20 protein-coding genes and 1 tRNA gene are annotated in these 18,792 nt (G+C 68.8%); 9 read left to right on the forward strand and 12 right to left on the reverse strand.

Annotation, left to right across the window (positions count from 1 at the left end; all coding sequences use genetic code 11):
• Positions 1 to 106: 106 nt before the first annotated feature.
• The 4 genes from WS64_RS28980 to WS64_RS28995 are packed head-to-tail and all read left to right on the forward strand — an operon-like array spanning position 107 to position 5,336.
• On the forward strand, positions 107 to 2,290 hold the full coding sequence (locus tag WS64_RS28980) for a TonB-dependent siderophore receptor (RefSeq protein WP_060968489.1): 2,184 nt from the start codon (positions 107 to 109) through the stop codon (positions 2,288 to 2,290).
• On the forward strand, positions 2,290 to 2,553 hold the full coding sequence (locus tag WS64_RS28985) for a hypothetical protein (RefSeq protein ID WP_060968490.1): 264 nt from the start codon (positions 2,290 to 2,292) through the stop codon (positions 2,551 to 2,553). The genes WS64_RS28980 and WS64_RS28985 overlap by 1 nt, the downstream gene beginning before the upstream one ends.
• A gap of 1 nt (position 2,554) precedes the next feature.
• Positions 2,555 to 4,066, forward strand: a complete 1,512-nt coding sequence (locus WS64_RS28990) for a PepSY-associated TM helix domain-containing protein (RefSeq protein ID WP_060968491.1) — start codon at positions 2,555 to 2,557, stop codon at positions 4,064 to 4,066.
• A gap of 22 nt (positions 4,067 to 4,088) precedes the next feature.
• Entirely contained in the window at positions 4,089 to 5,336 is a 1,248-nt protein-coding gene (locus tag WS64_RS28995) for a RhtX/FptX family siderophore transporter (RefSeq protein WP_060968492.1), read from the forward strand.
• A gap of 66 nt (positions 5,337 to 5,402) precedes the next feature.
• Here WS64_RS28995 and WS64_RS29000 read toward each other — a convergent pair whose 3' ends face one another.
• Entirely contained in the window at positions 5,403 to 6,644 is a 1,242-nt protein-coding gene (locus WS64_RS29000; RefSeq protein ID WP_059640825.1) for an MFS transporter, read from the reverse strand.
• 139 nt (positions 6,645 to 6,783) lie between these two features.
• Here WS64_RS29000 and WS64_RS29005 point away from each other — a divergent pair, with 139 nt between their 5' ends.
• Complete coding sequence (locus tag WS64_RS29005; protein ID WP_059640826.1) at positions 6,784 to 7,656, forward strand: LysR family transcriptional regulator; 873 nt, start codon at positions 6,784 to 6,786, stop codon at positions 7,654 to 7,656.
• 75 nt (positions 7,657 to 7,731) lie between these two features.
• Here the strand turns inward: WS64_RS29005 and WS64_RS29010 are convergent.
• Positions 7,732 to 7,816 (reverse strand) — tRNA-Leu (locus WS64_RS29010).
• Between the two features lie 144 nt (positions 7,817 to 7,960).
• Here WS64_RS29010 and WS64_RS29015 point away from each other — a divergent pair.
• The gene (locus WS64_RS29015; RefSeq protein WP_060968493.1) at positions 7,961 to 9,274 is read left to right on the forward strand and encodes a leucine-rich repeat-containing protein kinase family protein; all 1,314 of its coding nucleotides are present in this window, start codon (positions 7,961 to 7,963) and stop codon (positions 9,272 to 9,274) included.
• Between the two features lie 35 nt (positions 9,275 to 9,309).
• On the opposite strand, the gene WS64_RS35030 is transcribed toward WS64_RS29015, so the two are convergent.
• The 7 genes from WS64_RS35030 to WS64_RS29050 form a co-directional block, all read right to left on the reverse strand.
• Positions 9,310 to 9,483 carry a hypothetical protein gene (locus tag WS64_RS35030; protein WP_167351648.1) on the reverse strand — a complete coding sequence of 58 codons (174 nt, stop codon included), beginning with the start codon at positions 9,481 to 9,483 and terminating at the stop codon, positions 9,310 to 9,312.
• A 31-nt stretch (positions 9,484 to 9,514) separates the two neighbouring features.
• Positions 9,515 to 9,958, reverse strand: coding sequence for a copper chaperone PCu(A)C (locus WS64_RS29025; RefSeq protein WP_059584498.1), 444 nt, complete (start codon positions 9,956 to 9,958; stop codon positions 9,515 to 9,517).
• 92 nt (positions 9,959 to 10,050) lie between these two features.
• The gene (locus WS64_RS29030; protein ID WP_060968494.1) at positions 10,051 to 10,416 is read right to left on the reverse strand and encodes a copper resistance CopC family protein; all 366 of its coding nucleotides are present in this window, start codon (positions 10,414 to 10,416) and stop codon (positions 10,051 to 10,053) included.
• Between the two features lie 293 nt (positions 10,417 to 10,709).
• Positions 10,710 to 11,087: a DUF2946 domain-containing protein gene (locus tag WS64_RS29035; RefSeq protein WP_060968495.1), complete on the reverse strand. Its 378-nt coding sequence runs from the start codon at positions 11,085 to 11,087 to the stop codon at positions 10,710 to 10,712.
• Positions 11,088 to 11,179: 92 nt separating this feature from the next.
• Positions 11,180 to 11,674: an SRPBCC family protein gene (locus WS64_RS29040; RefSeq protein WP_060968627.1), complete on the reverse strand. Its 495-nt coding sequence runs from the start codon at positions 11,672 to 11,674 to the stop codon at positions 11,180 to 11,182.
• 58 nt (positions 11,675 to 11,732) lie between these two features.
• Entirely contained in the window at positions 11,733 to 12,035 is a 303-nt protein-coding gene (locus WS64_RS29045) for a 2Fe-2S iron-sulfur cluster-binding protein (protein WP_059584503.1), read from the reverse strand.
• Positions 12,036 to 12,114: 79 nt separating this feature from the next.
• A complete protein-coding gene (locus WS64_RS29050) occupies positions 12,115 to 14,019 on the reverse strand; it encodes a sigma-54-dependent Fis family transcriptional regulator (protein ID WP_060968496.1) in 1,905 nt (634 codons plus the stop codon).
• Positions 14,020 to 14,203: 184 nt separating this feature from the next.
• Between WS64_RS29050 and WS64_RS29055 the strand changes: the two genes are divergently transcribed.
• Together WS64_RS29055 and WS64_RS29060 are read left to right on the forward strand one after the other, a co-directional pair.
• Positions 14,204 to 14,479, forward strand: coding sequence for a DUF2964 family protein (locus WS64_RS29055; protein ID WP_347876646.1), 276 nt, complete (start codon positions 14,204 to 14,206; stop codon positions 14,477 to 14,479).
• Between the two features lie 239 nt (positions 14,480 to 14,718).
• Positions 14,719 to 15,006, forward strand: coding sequence for a DUF1488 family protein (locus WS64_RS29060; RefSeq protein WP_006486743.1), 288 nt, complete (start codon positions 14,719 to 14,721; stop codon positions 15,004 to 15,006).
• Between the two features lie 240 nt (positions 15,007 to 15,246).
• Here the strand turns inward: WS64_RS29060 and WS64_RS29065 are convergent, their stop codons facing one another.
• On the reverse strand, positions 15,247 to 16,548 hold the full coding sequence (locus WS64_RS29065; RefSeq protein WP_060968497.1) for an NCS2 family permease: 1,302 nt from the start codon (positions 16,546 to 16,548) through the stop codon (positions 15,247 to 15,249).
• Between the two features lie 822 nt (positions 16,549 to 17,370).
• On the opposite strand from WS64_RS29065, the gene WS64_RS29070 reads away from it, so the two are divergent.
• Positions 17,371 to 17,649: a hypothetical protein gene (locus WS64_RS29070; RefSeq protein ID WP_060968498.1), complete on the forward strand. Its 279-nt coding sequence runs from the start codon at positions 17,371 to 17,373 to the stop codon at positions 17,647 to 17,649.
• 158 nt (positions 17,650 to 17,807) lie between these two features.
• Here WS64_RS29070 and WS64_RS29075 read toward each other — a convergent pair whose 3' ends face one another.
• Together WS64_RS29075 and WS64_RS29080 are read right to left on the reverse strand one after the other, a co-directional pair.
• Entirely contained in the window at positions 17,808 to 18,182 is a 375-nt protein-coding gene (locus WS64_RS29075; RefSeq protein ID WP_059585091.1) for a DUF2917 domain-containing protein, read from the reverse strand.
• A 250-nt stretch (positions 18,183 to 18,432) separates the two neighbouring features.
• Positions 18,433 to 18,720, reverse strand: a complete 288-nt coding sequence (locus WS64_RS29080) for a hypothetical protein (RefSeq protein ID WP_059525440.1) — start codon at positions 18,718 to 18,720, stop codon at positions 18,433 to 18,435.
• Positions 18,721 to 18,792 lie beyond the last annotated feature (72 nt).

An 18,792-nucleotide genomic window follows, 5' to 3' on the forward strand; every position in this document is an offset into this window, starting at 1 on the left:
AAGCCCCTCGATCGAAAAATCGCCTGCCGGTTCTAATTGATAATGAGAATGATTATCAAATACGGGGGCGTGAATGCGGTACGAGGTACGGGAACCTGGGAGATCGATGATGAAGGGCGCGCGTGTCGCCCGTTTCGGGCGCTGGCGTCCGTCGCTGTATCTCGGCCTGCTGATCGCCGCGCACCCGGCGGCCGCGTTCGCCGATGCGGCGCCGGCGGGCGGCGCGGAAGTCCGCAAGGAAGAGGCGGGCGCCGCGCAGCCTGCCGTAGGCGAGCTGAAGGCGATCGCGGTGAACGCATCGCGGGGCGTGGCCGACGATCCGTCGGTGGCGACAGTCGGCAAGATGCCGCTCGCGCTGCGCGAGATTCCGCAGTCGGTCAGTGTGACCACGCGCGAGCGGATCGACCAGCAGAACCTGTTCTCGCTCGACGAGGTGATGCAGCAGTCGGCCGGCGTGACCGTTCAGCCTTACGTGCTGCTCACCACCGCGTACTTCGTGCGCGGCTTCAAGGTCGATTCGTTCGAATTCGACGGCGTGCCGGTCGTGATCGGCGACATGGCGAGCGCGCCGCAGGACATCTCGGTGTACGAGCGCGTGGAAATCCTGCGCGGCGCGAACGGGCTGCTGCACGGCTCGGGTAATCCGGCCGCGACCGTCAACCTCGTGCGCAAGCGCCCGCAATACCAGTTCTCCGCGCACGCCACCGCGAGCGTCGGCAGCTGGGACCGCTATCGCGCGGAAGCGGACATCGGCGGCCCGCTCAATGCGGCCGGCACCGTGCGCAGCCGGCTCGTCGCCGCGTACGAGGATCGCCACTTCTTCTACGACCATGCGAAGCAGGACACGCGTTCGATCTACGGCGTCACCGAAGTCGACGTGACGCGCGACACGCTGCTCACGTTCGGCGCGCAGTACCAGACGACGTCGTCCGTGCCCGACATGTCCGGCGTGCCGATGGCGCGCGACGGATCGAGCCTCGGCCTGTCGCGCTCGACGTTCCTCGACACCGCGTGGGGCCGCTTCAACTGGGACACGACGCGCGCGTTCGCGTCGGTCGAGCAGAAGCTCGGCGCCGGCTGGAAGGCGAAGGTCAGCGGCGAATACCAGAGCGTGCGCTCCGACCTGAAGTACGCGGGTTCGTTCGGCGCGATCGATCCGGCGACGGGCGCCGGCGGCCGGCTGACCGGCGCCGCGTACCGGTTCAGCAGCTACAGCCGCAGCGTCGATGCGAACGTGCAGGGCCCCGTGCATGCGTTCGGACTCACGCACGACCTGCTGTTCGGCATCACGTATGCGAACAGCAGCAGCGGGCAGATGACGGCGCCGCTGCTCGGCAACGTGGCCGGCACGCCGGTGAACGTGTACCGCTGGAACCCGAGCAGCGTGCCGGAGCCCGGCATCGGGCCGTACCAGCAGTCGCAGCAGAACGACATTTCGCAGAAGGGCGTCTACGGGCTCGGCCGCATCAAGCTCGCGGAACCCGTGACGCTCGTGCTCGGCGGCCGGATGAGCTGGTGGAACCAGGACAGTCTCGGCGCGCACTACAACACCGGCCACCAGTTCACGCCGTACGGCGGGCTGATCTGGGATTTCGCGCGCGACTGGTCGTGGTACGCGAGCTATGCGGAGGTGTTTCAGCCGCAGACCAAGTCGATGTGGGGCGGCGGCATCCTGACGCCGGTGAAGGGGCGCACCTATGAAACCGGCGTGAAGGGCGAACTGGCGGGCGGCAAGCTCGACGTGTCGCTCGCGGCGTTCCGCATCGATCTCGACAACAACCCTCAGGTCGATCTCGCGCATCCGTGCGCGGGGCCGAGCTGCTACTACGTGAACGGCGGCAGCGTGCGCAGCCAGGGCTTCGAATTCGAGGCGAACGGCCGCATCACGCCGTGGTGGAGCGTATGGGCAAGCTACACGTACGACACGATGCGTTATGCGGACAACCTCGCGAACGCGGGCACGTTCGCGCCGCTGCTGAACCCGCGCCACCTGTTCCGGCTGTGGACCAACTACGACCTGCCTTGGCAGGAGCGGCGCTGGAGCATCGGCGGCGGCGTGCAGGTGCAGAGCAGTTATTCGGCGCAGGCGAACGGCGTCACGATGCGCCAGGGCGGCTACGCGCTCGCGAGCGTGCGGCTCGGCTACCGCTACGACAAGCACTGGAGCGCCGCGCTCAACGTCAACAACCTGTTCGACCGGAACTACTACCTGAGCCTGAGCCAGCCGGGCTGGAACAACCGTTACGGGGAGCCGCGCAACGTGATGCTGACCGTGCGCGGCCAATTCTGATGGCGTCCGGCTGGGGCGCGCGGGCGGCGATCGCGATCGGCGGCGTGCTGCCGGGTGCGGCCGCGCTCGCGGTGACGCTGGCCCGTCATTACCCCGGCGACGGCCTGAACCGGCTCTATGCGGCCGTGTTGATGACGCTCGTGGCGAGCGTCGCCGCGCTGCTGTGGGTGCTCGTCGCTCCCGGCTGGCGGCAGGCCGCGTGGCGCGCGGGTGCGTGGCTCGCGGTGCTCGGGCCGTGCGCGGTGGTCTGGGGAGGGCGCTGACATGGACGCGTCGTCGCGTTCGCGCTGGCGCGCGCTGCATCGCGGCGCCGGCGCGCTGTTCGGCGTGGTGCTGTTCGTCGTGCTGTTCAGCGGCACCTGGAGTCTCGCGTTCGATTCGATGCACGGCTGGTGGCGGCCGCCATCGGTCGCCGTCGCACGGCCGACGCTGCCGCTCGATGCGCTCGTCGCGCGCGCGGCGGCGCTCGGCGTGACGTTGCGCGATGCGCGCATCGTGCTGCCGCGGCCGAACGATCCGGCCATCCGTTTCTGTGACGCGCGCCAGACGTGCACGCTCGCGCTCGATCCGGCGACCGGCGCGCCGCTGCCTGATACGGGGCGGGCGACCGTGATCGTCACGCTGCACAAGACGTTGTTCGCCGGTTTCCCCGGGCGCATCTTCGTCAGCCTGTGGGGCATCGTGCTGCTCGTGCTCATCGTCGCGGGCGTCGTCGTGCATCGCAAGCGCTGGCCCGACGCGGCGCGCATCCGGCGCGGCAACGGCTTGCGCGTCGCGCTGTTCGACCTGCACGCGTGGATCGGCCTGTGGGGAACGCCGTGGCTCGTGCTGTTCGCGTTCACCGGCGCGTTGTCGGGGCTCGGCGCGCTCGGCACGGTGTCGCTCGCGGGCATCGCGTATCCGGGGCAGCCGCAGCGTGCGTTCGCCGAATTGCTCGGCGGGCCGCCGCCCGTCGAGGTCGGCGGCCCGTGGCGGCATGCGCCCGATCTCGATGCGCTGTTGCGGCGCGACGCGGCCCGCCGGCCGGATTTTCGGCCTGAAGCCGTCGTGCTGCATCGCTGGGGCGATGCGAATGCGCGCGTCGAGATCGCCGGCACGAGCGCGGGCCTGCCGAGCACGGCCGTGTTCGAGCGCCACCTGTACCGCGCGACGGACGGGCAATGGCTCGCCGATGCGACGTCGCGCGGCCGCGGCTTCTGGCTGCGCGCGTTCATCGCGGTACAGCCGCTGCATTTCGCGCAATACGGCTGGGTCGGTGCGGCCGGTGGAGTGCTGCGCGTGCTGCATTTCCTGATGGGGCTCGCCGCGTGTGCGCTGTGCGCGACGGGGCTGCATCTGTGGATCGAGCGGCGGCGTGCGCAGCGCGATCGCTCGGCGCACGTGCTGGCCGCCGCCGCGGTCGGTGTGTGCGGCGGGCTCGCGCTCGCGGGCGGCGCGCTGCTGTTCGCCGGTCGTGCGTTGCCCGACGGCGTGCACGTCGATCATGCGCTCGCGCTGCTGTTCTGGGCCGTGTGGGGCGGCGCGATTGCGCTCGCCGCGTGTGTCGCCGATCGCGCGGCATGGCTGCGCGTGCTGATGCGCGCGGCCGGCGTCGCCTACGCGCTCGCCGGCGCGACCCATTGCGCGCTCGCGCTGCTGGGCGCGGGCCAACCCGTGTACTGGCCGATCGACCTGGCGCTCGTCGCATTCGGCGCGTTGCTGCTGGGGGCGGCGCGCCGTCCGCGGCGCGACGCGATGCAGCCGGCGCGCATGCCGGCCGGCGCCGAACCTTTTTAACCTCATGCAACTGGAGACTCCGATGCGCGATCTGCTCGAACATCGCCGGCTGGTCATCACGATCACGCTGCTGTACCTGTCACAGGGCATCCCGATCGGCATCGCGATGGACGCGATGCCGACGCTGCTGCGCCACGACGGCGCGCCGCTTCACGCACTCGCGTTCCTGCCGCTCGTCGGCCTGCCGTGGGTCGTGAAATTCCTGTGGGCGCCGGTCGTCGACAACCGCTGGTCGCCCCGCATCGGCCGCCGGCGCAGCTGGATGCTGCCGATGCAGACGATCGTCGTGCTGTGTCTCGTCAGCCTCGCGCAGATCGGGATGACGGTCGCGACGGCGGGCTGGGCGGTCGGGCTGCTGGCCGTCGCGTCGTTCGCGAGCGCGACGCAGGACATCGCGAACGACGGCATGGCCGCCGAGCATTTCAGCGGCGACACGCTCGCGAGGATCAACGCGATCCAGATCGCGGGCGTGATGATCGGCTTCTTCGGCGGCGGCGCGGGCACGTTGACGCTGATCGGCCTGTTCGGCCAGTCAACCGCGTTTCTCGCGCTGGCGGCCGTCCCGCTCGCGAGCCTCGTCTGCGTGCTGTGGCTCGTGCCGCGCGACGCGGATCGTACCCGCGCCCGGCCTGAACACGCGGCGAGCCTCGTGCGCTTCGCGAAGCGGCCGCGCTCGTGGTCGCTGCTGTCGCTCGCGCTGCTGTCGGCGATGACGGCCGTATCGGGCTTCGGCCTGTCGAAGCTGTTCCTCAACGACGCGGGCTGGTCGCTCGACGCGATCGGCAAACTCGGGATGGCCGGCGGTGTCGTGACGGTCGTGCTCGGTTGCGGCGGCGGCGCGTGGCTTGTCAGGGCGCTCGGCCTGTGGCGCGCGTTTACGGCCGGCGTGAGCTGCGCGGGCGCGGCGGCGCTGCTGTGGTTCGCGCAGGCGAGCGGGTGGCTGCCGGTGTCGCCGTCGTGGGCATGGCTCTGCACGGTGCTCGGCTCGCTGGCGACGGGCATCACGTCCGTGTCGATCATGACGGCCGGCATGCGCTTCGCGGGCGGCAGCGATCAGGCCGGCACCGACGTGACGGCCGTGCAGAGCACGCGCGATCTCGGCGAGCTGATCGCGTCGTCGACGATCCTGTCGCTGACCGCGAAGGTCGGTTATACGGGCGGGTTTCTCACCGGCGTCGCGCTGGCGGTGCTGGCGGCGCTGATCGCGATGAAGCTGCGGCGGCGCGAGGCCGCGTATGCGATGAAGGGGGACGATGCGCTGGTGTCGTGACGGCTGCGCGGCCGGTGCACGGTGCGGGGTGCGCACCGTGCCGTACCGCGCCGCATCGCGTGTGGTTCAAGCGCGGCTCAAGCGCCGCGCCGCCAGCAATGCGATGACGAGCAGCACCGCGACATACGCGGCGACGCTCGTCCACGCGCCGTGTTGCCAGAACGCGCCGCCGACCGAGCCGAGCACGCTCGACCCGACATAGTAGGCGAGCAGATACAGCGAAGCCGCATGCCCCTTCGCGGCGCCCGCGAGCGCGCCGACCCAGCCGCTCGCCACCGAATGGGCGACGAAGAAGCCGATCGTCACGAGCACGATGCCGACGACGATCGCGACGAGCGAATGCGACAGCGTCAGCGCGAGGCCCGCCGCGAACACGACGATGCCGCTCACCAGCACCGGCGCGCGCCCGAGGCGATCGGCGAGCGCGCCGGCGCTCGATGACGACACCATGCCGAACAGGTACGCGCCGAAGATCAGCCCGCACGCGGTCGGGCTCAGGTTGAACGGCGCGGCCATGAGCCGGAATCCGGCGTAGTTGTAGATCGTCACGAACGCGCCCATCACGAGGAAGCCGATCGAGAACACGAACGGCAGGCGGGCGTGGCGCAATTGCGCGTGCCACAGCCGCAGGTGGTGACGCAGCGTCAGGTCGGTGCGCTTCACGAAGCGTCGCGACGCCGGCAGCAGCATCACGAATGCGAGCGCCGCGAGCAGATCGACGACGCCGATCGACAGCATCGCCGTGCGCCACGAGAAGTGCTCCTCGAGCGCGCTCATCCCGATCCGTCCGATCATGCCGCCGAACGCGGTGCCGCCGACATAGAGCCCCATCGACAGGCCGAGCCCGTCGGCGGCGATTTCTTCCGCGAGATAGGCCATCGCCACCGCCGGCACGCCGCCGAGCGCGAAGCCTTCGAGCGCACGACAGAGCAGCAGCAGGTGCCAGTTCGGCGACCACGCGGCGAGCAGGTTGAACAGCGCGGCGAGCGTCATCGACGCGAACATCAGCCCGCGCCGCCCGACCCGTTCGGACAGCGCGCCGGCGCACAGGATCGACACCGCGAGCATTCCGGTAGACAGCGACAGCGACAGCGAACTCGACGCCGCGCCGACGTTGAATTCGCGGGCGAACGCGGGAAGCAGCGGTTGCACGCAGTACAGCAGCGAGAAGGTGGCAAAGCCGGCGAGGAACAGCGCGAACGCGATGCGCTTGTACGCGGCCGAGCGCGGGGACACGCCGGCCGGCAGCGCATCGGGCGTGGTGTTCTGCGTGCCGGGCATGGAGCGGGAAATCGAAGCGGAGGACATGAGGGCACTCGATGTGCGACGGAATACACGAATTCTTGCGCACGGTCATGTATATGTCCAATATATGAAATGAACCGCAGCAATATGTTTTAACACTGGCTGACAGGCCAGCCCGACTCATCGCGAGGTCACGTCACGCATGGAACTCCGGCATCTGCGCTACTTTCTGGCCGTCGCCGCCGCGTCGAATTTCACGAAGGCCGCCGAAGCGCTCGGCATCGGCCAGCCGCCGTTGAGCCAGCAGATCAAGGCGCTCGAGAACGAGCTCGGCGTGGAACTGTTCAAGCGCACCGCGCGCGGCGCCGAGCTGACGCTGGCGGGCGAAGTTTTCGCGGAAGAGGCGCGGCGCGTGCTCGACGACGCCGAGCGCGCGGCACGGGCGGCCCGGCGCGCCGCGCGCGGGGAAACCGGCCATCTGCGCGTCGGCTTCACCGGGACAGCCGCGTTCAATCCGAAAGTGTCGGATCTGCTTCGCCGCTTTCGCGAGGCGTTTCCGGATGCGGAGCTGACGTTGCAGGAAGCGACGTCCGGTGTGCTGCTGGAGGCGCTGGAGGCCGGGCGCCTCGACGTCGCGATCGTCCGGCCGGAGCGCCGCGTCGCCGCGACGCTGCGGGTATCCGATTGGGACGAGGAGCCGATGTTCGTCGCGCTGCCCGTCGCGCACCGGCTGGCGCAGCGGCGGCGCGTCGAACTGGCGGAACTCGCCGACGAGTCGTTCGTGCAGGTGCCGCGCGCGGCCGGCGCCGCGCTGTTCGACGATATCGTCGCGGCGTGCAAGGCTGCCGGGTTCGAGCCGCGCATGGGGCAACCGGCGCCGCAGATCGCGTCCGCGGTGACGCTGGTGGCGGCTGGCCTCGGCGTGTCGGTCGTGCCGAAGGCGATTACGCAGGTGCAGGTGCCCGGGGTCGTATACCGGCCGTTCGCGGGCAACCGGTTTCGCGCGAGGCTCGCCATTGCGTCGCGCTGCGACGAGCCGTCCGCGGTGGTGCGGAATTTTCTGCTGCTCGCGTAGCGGGCAACAAAAAACCCGCGAAGCCAAGTGCTGTCGCGGGTTTCGGATCATGCTGGAATGCGAGGAAAACGCATCTGGTGCCGACGGCGAGACTCGAACTCGCACAGCTTTCGCCACTACCCCCTCAAGATAGCGTGTCTACCAATTTCACCACGTCGGCACTGCAAGGGGCGCAATTCTAACGTCACATCGCGCGTTTGTGAAGGGGGTATGACAAGGTCGTGTACGGGCGCCCGATCGATCCCGGTAGAATTCGTCCGATCGACCCGACGGGTCCCCGCAACCGCCACCCGTTTTTCTCCCCGTGACCCACACCCTCGAACAACTGCAGGCCGGACAACTGTCGGGCGCGCGGCAACTGAAGCTCGCGTGCGGACTGACCGAATTTCCGCGCGAGATCTTCGATCTGGCCGATACGCTCGAAGTGCTCGACCTGACCGGCAATGCGCTGTCCGCGCTGCCGGACGACCTGCCGCGGCTGCATCGGCTGCGCATCCTGTTCGCGTCGGGCAACCGCTTCACCGCGTTCCCCGACGTGCTCGGCGCGTGCGACCAGCTCGACATGATCGGCTTCAAGGCGAACCGGATCCGCACCGTGCCGCGCGGCGCGCTGCCGCGTGCGCTGCGCTGGCTGATCCTGACCGACAACGCGATCGACGAACTGCCGGCCGATATCGGCGACTGTGCGCGCTTGCAGAAGCTCATGCTGGCCGGCAACCAGTTGCGTGCGCTACCCGTGGAAATGGCCGCCTGCCGCGCGCTGGAGCTCGTGCGCCTGTCGGCGAACCGGCTCGATGCGTTGCCCGATTGGTTGCCGCGCCTGCCGCGTCTCGCATGGCTTGCGGTGGCCGGCAATCCGTTCGGCGCGGCGCCGGAGGCCGCGGCGTCCGCCGGGCCGGACATCGCGGAGATCGACTGGGCCGCGCTGTCGTGCGAACAGAAACTGGGCGAGGGCGCGTCGGGCGTGATTTACCGCGCGCAATGGCGTGCGGACGGCCACCCGCCGCGGACGGTCGCGGTGAAGCTGTTCAAGGGCGCGGTGACGAGCGACGGCCTGCCCGATTGCGAAATGGCCGCGTGCCTGCATGCCGGCCGCCACCCGAACCTGATTCCGGTGATCGGCAAGGTGCGCGGGCATCCGGACGGCACGCACGGCCTCGTGATGGAGCGGGTCGATCCTGCGCTGACGAACCTCGCCGGGCCGCCGAGCTTCGCGTCGTGCACGCGAGACGTCTATGCCGCCGATGCGACATTCGATCCGGCGCAAGCGCTGCGGATCGCGCACGGCATCGCGTCGGCGGCCGGCCATCTGCACGCGCGCGGCATCATGCATGGCGACCTGTATGCGCACAACATCCTGCACGACGGCGCGGGCGGCGCGCTGCTCGGGGATTTCGGGGCGGCTTCGCTGTACGACGTGAACGAGCGCACGCGCGGCGCAAGGTTCGAGCGGCTCGAAGTGCGCGCGTTCGGCTATCTGCTCGGCGAATTGCTCGAACGCTGCGAATCGCGCACCGGCGCGCTCGACGCGCTGGCGGCGGCGTGCGTGAACGAGGACGTCGATGCGCGGCCGTCGTTCGACGAGATCACGGCCGCGCTGGCCGCTCGGATGCGCTGACGGGTGGCGCCGGCTGACGCGTGCCGCGCCGCGCGTCAGCGCGCGTCGCGCATGCAGTACGCGGGAATCGGCGGCGGCGTATCGATGGCGGCAGGCCGCGTCATCCATGCGATCCACGCGGCCCATGACCCGCAGGCGATCAGTACCGCGACATTCAGCGGCGTCCGGTAGCGGACGATCAGGTCGGCCAGCGGCAAGCGGTTTTTCATCAGCATCTCCTTCCGTGGTGAGTCGGCGGCGTTACTGGCCGGCGTAGGTCGGCGCCTTCGCGTCGCAGGTCACGGACACGGTCGAGCCGTCCGCGAAATGCAGCCGAACCGGCACCTTCGCGCCAGGCGCGACGGCCTGGCGCGGCTCCTCCAGCATCACGTGATAGCTCTTCGGCTTGAACGTCAGCGTGCCGTGTGCGGGTACGACCACCGAGTCGACGTGAACCATCTTCGCGGTGCTGCCGCTCGTCCGCGTTTCATGCACCATCGCCATCCCGTATGCGGGCGTGTCGATACCGGTCAGCGTCGCGGGCGCGTCGCCGTCGTTCTTCAGCGTGAAGTAGCCGGAGGACGGCACCGTCGCCGGCATCGTGCGGATCCAGCAGGCGTCGGCCTGGATGGCCGGCGCGGCGAACGTGGCGGACGCGTGCAGCGCCAGCGCCGCGAGCAGGCCGGTCGGAATCGAGTGTTTCATCGTGTGTTCTCCTTGTCGGGTGCGATGCCGAGGGCATCGATGCGAATGCGCCCGGCATCGAGCGCCGACGCGCATCGCGTGGGTGACATGCGTTACTTCAGCGTGAATGCGTAGCGGCCGTGCGTGCGATGGCCGTCGCTGGCCACCGCGATCCACGCGACCGTGTAGGTGCCGGGCTTCAGGCTCGTCAGCGCGACGCGCATCCGCTTCCGGTTGCCGGCATCGACGGCCGACTTCCCGTCGACGACCGACTGCCCGTGGCTGTCGGTCACGGCGATCGAGCTGAACGCCGGCTCGAGCGTCTCGCCGAAATCGATCGTGACCGCGTGCGGCGCGCTCGACAGCGTGGCGTCGGGGGCCGGGTCCTGCGTTTTCGGAAGCCCATGCGCATGGGCGGCGTGGATGATGACGAAGCCGAGCGCGGCGAGTGCGCCGCGAGCGAAAGTGGCGGTTTTCATGGCTGGATGAGCGAGTGACGAATCGGATGGAACAGACGGATTCGACGGACGGCTGCGCGCGCGGCATCGCGGCCGGTGGCGGTCGGTACGAACGTGCGCGGCCGGACATTCGCATGCGCGCGAATGCAGGCGCGGCCATCCGGGCCGCAGACGGCCAACCACGCGCCCGGCACGACGCCGCGCGCAGCAGGGTGACACATGATGATCGTCCTTCGAAACGTGACATGTCGCGCACGCGGGCGGCGTGCGCGGGCTGCGCGATGCGCTGCGGCATCACGCTAAATGACGACGGATCAGGACGCGAACGGCGGGGCGCGCGGTTGCGCGGCCGTGAGCGGCAGCGCGCGGCGCAGGCTTTCGAAGCGGGTCGCCGCGCGATGCTCGATCGCGTGCACGTGGGCCGCGAACGTCAACTCGGGCGCGGGCAGCGCGGGCGTGTGGGCAAGCAGGCTGCAGTAGCCGCATGCCTGCAGATGGGCCTGCAGGCTTTTCGTCGACGCGTCGGCGGAGCGGTCACCAGCGGCCGGCGCGGCCGAACAGTAGCCGGCCAGCAGCGCGTCGACGCGCCCTTGCGTGGTCAGCGCCTGCGAGATCGTCGGCGCGAGCGCCGTCATCAGGATGGCGAGCATCCCGATCAGACTGCCGATCTTCCGGAGACGACGACTCAGCATGCGATGCGCGGCGGCGGGTGGACGACGATGGAGCGGATTATGCCACGCACGTCGATTCGCGAGTCGGCAGGCGCGTGCGGCATCGCGGCGCGCTACGCGTGCTTCGCCAGATACTTCGCGATCAGCGTCATCTGCGCGGCCCAGCCCTGGTCGTTCATGTCGCGCGCCGTCGCGCGACGCGCTTCGATCAGTTGGTCGAAACCCGTTTCGGTGACCGTGAGCAGCGTGCCGCCGGCTTGTGCCGCGAGCGTGAACGTGACGAGCGTCATCGGCTCGGACGCGTAATCGACATTCGGATCGATCGCGAACGGATGCCAGCGAAAAGAGAGCAGTTGCTTGGGTTCAATACGGTCGACGACGATTTCGAACACGGTGCCCGCGTAGGGCTCCTGCGCCTTGGCGACGTCGTCGTCGACGCGGGTCGGCGTGATGCGGCCGAACAGCGGCTGGCCGGCCTCGAACGGGCCGTCGAACGCGACGCCGAACCACTGGCCGAATTCGTCGGAATCGCTGACGGCCGCCCAGACGCGGTCGGGCGGCGCGGCGAGCAGCGTCTGTTTTTCGATGCGATCGGTTGGCTGGGCCATCACGTTCTCCATGCAGGATCGAGCGTTGCAGGACGACGTGCGCGGGCGCACGCCGCGTCTAGTCGAGCATGACCGCGTCGGGCACGTCGAGCACGAGGTCCGACGTCGCGACGGCCACGCACGGCAGCGTATAGCCGTCGGCCTTTTCCTCGCGGGAGAGCCCCGGCCATTCGATCGTATAGCGTACGCTGCCGCTGACGATCCGGCAAAGGCAGCTTCGGCACGTGCCGTTGCGGCACGAGCGCGGCAGCGACACGCGCGCGAAGGCGGCGGCTTCCAGCACGGTCAGCGAATCGGGCGCGTCGAAGGTTGCGCCGAGCGGGTCGACGCGCACGAGGGGCGGGTGATCTGGATCGGTCATGAATGAAGCGGGCGGTTCGGCGGCATCGCGCCAAGCATACCCGAACCCGCCGGCGGCCGAGGGCCGCCCGCCGCGGGTGTCAGTGCCGCCGCAGATACCGGTACACGGTATTGCGCGCGAGGCCGAGCTCGCGCGCGGCCGCCGATACGTTGCCGCCATGGCGTGCGAGCACCGCGTCGATCATCGCGGCCTGATGGCTCTGCAGCGTCGTGCCTTCGCGCCTGCCCGCCGACGGGACCGATGCGGCTGCCGCCGGCGCAGCCGGCGCATCGTCGCAGTCGAGCCAGAAATCGTCGGGCAAATGCGCGAGCGTGATTTCCGCTTCGTCGTCGGCGAGCATGCCGGCCGTGCGCAGCACGTTGGTCATCTGCCGCAGGTTGCCGGGCCAGCGGTGGCGCGCGAACGCGTCGAGCACGTCGGCCGCGAGGCGGCGCGGCATCGGCTCGCTGCGCGCGAGCCGCGCGAGGATCCGTTCGACGAGCGCGGGCAGGTCGGTGCGCGTCGCGAGCGCCGGCAGCGTGACCGCGAGCCCGTTGATCCGGTAGAACAGATCCTCGCGGAACGTGCCCTCCGCGATCATCGCGCGCAGGTCGCGGTGGGTCGCGCACACCACGCGCACGTCGACCGGCACCGCGCGTGCGCCGCCGAGCGGCATCACCGCGCGCTCCTGCAGCACGCGCATCAGCCGCACCTGCTGCGCGAGCGGCATGTCGCCGATCTCGTCGAGAAACAGCGTGCCGCCGTCGGCCTGCGCGATCTTGCCGGGGCTGCCGCGCTTGCGCGCGCCGGTGAACGCGCCGTCTTCGTAGCCGAACAGCTCGGCCTCGATCAGCGAATCGGGCAGCGCCGCGCAGTTGACCGCGACGAACGGGCCGTCCGCACGCGGCGACGCCTGGTGCAGCGCGCGGGCGAGCCATTCCTTGCCGGTGCCGGTCTGGCCGAGGATCAGCAGCGGCAGGTCGCGCCCGCGGATCTTCGCGACGCGTTCGAGCACGGCGGCCATGCGCGCGTCGCCGGTGTCGAGCGTCGCGAACGTGATCGCATCGGGGTCCGGTGCGCGCATGCGCGCGGCCGGCGCGGGCGGCGTGACGGCGACGGTCGTTTTCTGCGCTTCCGGGAATTCGCAGCGTGCGAGCACGCGCACGCCGGTCGACAGCGTGAGGCGGAACGTGGCGCCCGGCGCGCGGGCGGCCTGCCGCGCGAGCTCGCCGAAGCGCATGCTGAACAGTGCGTCGCTGGCCTGGTGCTGCAGGGTGTCGAACGACGCGCCGAGCTGAAATTGGGCGCTGCGGTTCGCGGCGATCAGCCTGCCGTCGGCGCCGAATGCGACGAGCCCGGCGAACAGCGAATCGACGCAATCCTCGTGTGCGTGAAAGCGCAGCCGCAGCGCTTCGCCGCACTGGTTCGCGAACAGGTGGTTCTCGATCAGTTGCGCCGACATCCGCACGAGCGCGAGCGTATGCGGGCTGGAGCCGCGCGGGTCGCCGCTCACGTCGAGCGTGCCGAGCGTGCGGCCGAACGGGTCGACGATCGGCGCACAGGCGCAGGTGAGGATATGGTTCGCGCGCAGGAAATGTTCGGAACCGTGCACGACGACGGCCTGGCCGGACGCGAGCGCGGTGCCGATCGCGTTCGTGCCGCGCGCGCCTTCGGCCCACGACACGCCGTCGCAGAGCGCGACGCGGTTCGCTTTCTCGATGAAGTCCGCGTCGCCGATGCTGTGCAGGATCACGCCGTCGGCGTCGGTCAGCAGCACGAGGCTTTGCGTATCGGCGATCTGCGCGTGGAGGTCCTCCATCACCGGTCGCGCGTGCGAGAACAGCGTGTGATTCGTGTCGAGCAGTTCGCGCAGCGCGACGCGCGACAGCGGCGAGAAATCGGGGCGTTCGTGCGCGCGCAGGCCGACCGCGGTCGAACGCGCATGCGCCTGCGCGAGCAGGTCGGTACGCCCCGCGGTGGCGGGCAGCACGAAGGATTGCGGCATGGTTTGTCTCCTGTTCCCGGGGCCGCCGGGGCAACCGGATCGGCATCGGCGGCGGAGTGCGGCTCCGCTCGCGGCGCACCATTCGGCGCGCCAGCCGTCCGTCCGGGTACGCATCATCATACAAGCGCCACGTGCGATGCGCGACTGCCAACAAAATCCCCTTGCTTTTAAGCGCCCGCCTGCAATGATGGAAATGGAGCACGCGCGCGCCGTGTTCCGCGGTGCAACACGCATGCGACGCGACATGCATCCGTTCGGGAGACGCATCATGGTTCGGGCGGAACTGAGAGTCGTGCTGGCGGCCATCGCCACTTTCATCATGCTGGGCGGCATTGCCGTGGCGATCCACGGGTTGCTGTTCGATCTGACCGATGCGGTGAGATACGGGGCGGCCGCGATTGCGGTGGGCGTCACGACCGCCGCGATCGCGCTCAACGTCTGGCCGACCGATCCGCACTGACGTCCGTTGGCGAAACAGTGCCGGATGCCGCGCAGATCAGACGAAATGCGCGTCGGAACGACGCACACCGAAATTGTTGTCTCTGGCGCTAAACCGTCTAAAGTGGAATTCAACCGGCATGCATCGACCGCGCCACACTCCGCGGCCGGGGCCTCCGCCGGCGAGCCCGCGTGCATTTCGTCCGGCCGGTAGCGGACGACGGACGCGGTCATTCGTTTTCTACCGGTCGAGGCGGCTCCATGCAGATCCATTTCACGAACGAGAAGCCGGAGTATTCGGGGCGTGACCTGATGCTGGGGTTCACGGCACTGGTCAATGGCGAGCGCGTCCAGTGCCAGATCACCGCCGAGGCGCTGGAAGACCACTTCGGCGCGGCATCGCCGCGCTTCGAGGACATGGTCGGCGCATTCGATCAGCACCGCGAGCGCATCGAGGCGGCCGCACGGCGCCTGCTGTCGGAAACACGTGCGCAATGCGTGACGCTGCGCAGCGGCTACGTGCGCTTCTACGAGGCCAACTGGCGCTGACGACACGACGCCCGTCCGCCGGCGCGCGCAACCGCGCGCGCACGCGAGGACGTTGCCTTCACGCAATGCCGTTCGGCGGGGCCGCGCGGCATTTTCGTATGCGGGCCGTGCGGGATCGCCCGAGCGTCGGCGCGCTCGGGCACGTCGATTCATGAGGATCGCAGAGCAATCGTGCGAAAACGAAAACGCCACCCGAAGGTGGCGTTTTCATCGTGCATTGCGTCGGTGCGCGGTCCGCGATCACTCGCTGCCGAGATAGAAGAAGCGGAACAGGAACACGGCCGCGATGATCCATACGATCGGCTTGACCGTGCGGCCCTGGCCCGTCAGCAGCTTGAGGCCGCCGTACGCGATGAAGCCGAACGCGACGCCGTTCGCGATCGAGTACGTGAACGGCATCAGCAGCGCGGTCAGCGCGGCCGGCACGGCTTCCGTCGCATCGTCCCACGGCACCTCGACCATCTCGCGCAGCATCAGGCACGACACGTAGAGCAGTGCCGGTGCGGTTGCGTAGCCCGGCACGACGCCGGCGAGCGGCGCGATGAACAGGCACGCGAGGAACAGCACCGCGACGGTGATGGCCGTCACGCCGGTGCGGCCGCCCGCCTGCACGCCCGATGCGCTTTCGATGTACGCGGTGGTCGACGACGTGCCGAGCACCGAGCCCGCGACGATCGCGGTGCTGTCGGCGAGCAGCGCCTTGTTCAGCCGGTTCATCTTGCCTTCGACGAGCAGGCCCGCGCGGTTCGCGACGCCCATCAGCGTGCCGGTCGCGTCGAACAGCTCGACGAGGAAGAACACGAGGATCACGTTGATGATGCCGGTCGACAGCGCGGCGCCGATGTCGAGCTTGAACAGCGTCGCGTCGATCGACGGCGGCGCGGAGAACACGCCGTGGAACTGGTTGCCGGCGAAGAAGAACGACAGGATCGTCACGCCGATGATGCCGATCAGGATCGCGCCGCGCACGCGCAGATGGTCCAGCGTGACGATCGCGAAGAAGCCGACGATCGCGAGGATCGTCTCGTGCTTGTGCAGATCGCCGAGCGTGACGAGCGTGGCCGGGTTGCCGACGATCACGCCCGACGTCTTCAGCGAGATGATGCCGAGGAACAGGCCGATGCCGGCGGTAATGGAAATCCGCAGCGATTTCGGAATGCCGTTGACGATCGCCTCGCGCACGCGGAACAGCGTGACGAGCAGGAACAGGCAGCCGGAAACGAACACCGCGCCGAGCGCGGCCTGCCACGTGAATCCCATTCCCTTGACGACCGTGTACGCGAAATATGCGTTCAGGCCCATGCCGGGCGCGCAGGCGATCGGGTAGTTCGCGTACAGCCCCATGATGATCGACGCCAGCGCCGCGACGAGGCAGGTCGCGACGAACACGGATTCCTTCGGCATGCCGGCGTCGCCGAGGATCGCGGGGTTGACGAAGATGATGTAGGCCATCGTCAGGAACGTGGTGACGCCCGCGAGTATTTCGGTGCGGAAATCGGTGCCGGCTTCAGCGAAGCCGAAATACCGCTTGATGGATTCCATGAAGGCGTTTCTCCGGTCGGGTTGTCGTGTTGATTGTTGTGCCGAATTGTTGTACAGGCAGCGCGGCCGGCTAACTGTAACCAGCCACTATTGTCCGGCTATCGGCGGATTGTAATAGCGTGGATAGCTCGGACGATATAGTTGGAGGGCAGGATCGGTTGCCTGCGCGCAAACGGTCCGGCAGCCCGCCGCGCGACGAAGGCGCGCATTTTACCGGTTCGTGCGGCACCGGCCGGCGGAAATGGCCGAAACGGCGGGAACGAAGGAAACGAGCGGAAGGGGCGCCCGGCAGGCGGGCGAAACCAGCCGATGCGTGCGCAACGGCATGCCGGCTGCGTCGCGCGCAGCCGGTGCACGACGACATGCGACTGAAACGGAGCGCCCGCATGCTGCACGAATGCGGTGCAGGCGGCGCGTTCGTGCGAACGCACGTGTGCCGCCGGTGCGGACACACGACCCGGCAACCGCGTGCGGCGGCCATTCGTCTGTCCAGGCGGCGGCAGGGACCGGATTATCGTGCGCCGAAGCCGTCCCGTCCGCAACTGTCATTTCGCGATGCGGGGGCGACTGTGGTTTCTGTGTAAAAGAATGCAAGACCCCATCGCGTAAACCGGCAAGTCTTTCTAGGATAGATACACCGCTCGCACACACGCCGGCCGATCATTGCCGACGCGGGGGAGTCGCAGTCCGTGCAGGCCAGGCGGTGAATGGCGGTCAAGGCCGTTGCGCGTTTGGGCAGGCGCGGCCAGTCACGCACGGCCGGTCAGGCACGGCCGATTGCGATTGCCCGATGCGGGTTCGTCCGTAATCACGGAGGTCAGCATGTTGAACTGGATCAGCCGTTGGGCGATGCGACACGCCCCCACGCCGGAAAAAACCGCCGCGTCGATGCTCGTGACGGCGCGCATGGAACTGTTCGCAGCCGAACAGCGCGTCATCGATGCGAAATTACAGGCGGATTACTGGCGCACACGTGTGTCATTCCTCGAAGAGGTGCAGAAGCAGGGCATCGATCCGTGGGTGACCTCGCAGGCTGCGCAACGCCCCGACCTCGATTCCGCTCCACGAAGCACGGGCCCGCGTCTCGCCGCCAGCACCTGATGCACCTGCGGCATCCTCTCGCTGCGCATGGCGCGCGATCGCTCGCGGCACGCATCGGCGTGCCGCGTTCTTCGATGCGCACCCGCGGCGCATTGCGCCGCGGGTGCGCCCGTTTCCGGTCGCGGCCGTTCCGCGTTTCGCGCGTGTAACGGCGCGCGTCATCCACTCCTTCTCCCTACCTTCACGAGCAAACGTTGCACTTGCGCGAGCGTGCGCCTGACGCGTTCGCCGTGCCGTACGTACGCGGTCGTGATCGATGCCTGCGCCGGTTGGTCGCCGTCGGTGCCGATCCACACGCGTTCGCCGCGTTGCACGCGCAGCACGTCGCCGGAGCGGATCCAGTAATCGTCGACGCTGCCGAGCCGCGTGATCCACAGCGTCGCATCATGCACGCGGATTTCGGCGTCGTGCTGCGCGCGCCACGTCAGCGTCTTGCGCGGCGCGACCGTGAAATGCAACTCGACTCTCGGCAACGAGATCGTATCGGTGCGGCACCGATCGGGGCAAACAACCAGCCGGCTTGCTTGGTCCATCGTCATCTCCATCGTTGAGCCGGGCGGGATGACGCGCACCAAAACAAAAAGGCCTCATCCGTTTCCGGCGAGGCCTCGTGACATGCATGACTGCATCTCGATGCTAATGCACAAGCGCCCCCGGCGATCGCCACGTATGGGCGTTCACTCGTTTTTGATGCGCGATGGCGATGGGCTTGAGCATAGGCATGCGAACGAGTGTGTCGTGGCCGCGGGGCCCTGTCAACGGAAATTTCGAGATACGTGGCAATTACGCGTCGCGTTGCGCGAGGCCGTTCACGAGCAGCTCGGACAGCAGGCCCGTCATCCCTTCCGGGTGCGTGGCCGCGCGTGCCTTCAGCTGTTCGACGAGCTCCGCGTTGAGCTTGCACGCGAACGGCACGAGACCCTGTTCCTGGTCGAGCTTGCGCTGCGCGCGGCGGTCCAGCTTGGCCGCTTCTTCGGCGCCCTTGCCGAAACGCGCGGAGCTCGACTGTTTCATCGCGTGCGTCAGCTTGAGCGCCTTGTTCTTTTCGAGATCGGTTTTCTTCATGGCCATCGCGGCACCTCCGGGAAATTGAAGCCGCGATTGTACGCATTTCGGCGGGCGCCGCCCGCCGAACCGGCCGGC

Source organism: Burkholderia anthina, assembly GCF_001547525.1.
In the GTDB taxonomy this organism is placed as follows: domain Bacteria; phylum Pseudomonadota; class Gammaproteobacteria; order Burkholderiales; family Burkholderiaceae; genus Burkholderia; species Burkholderia semiarida.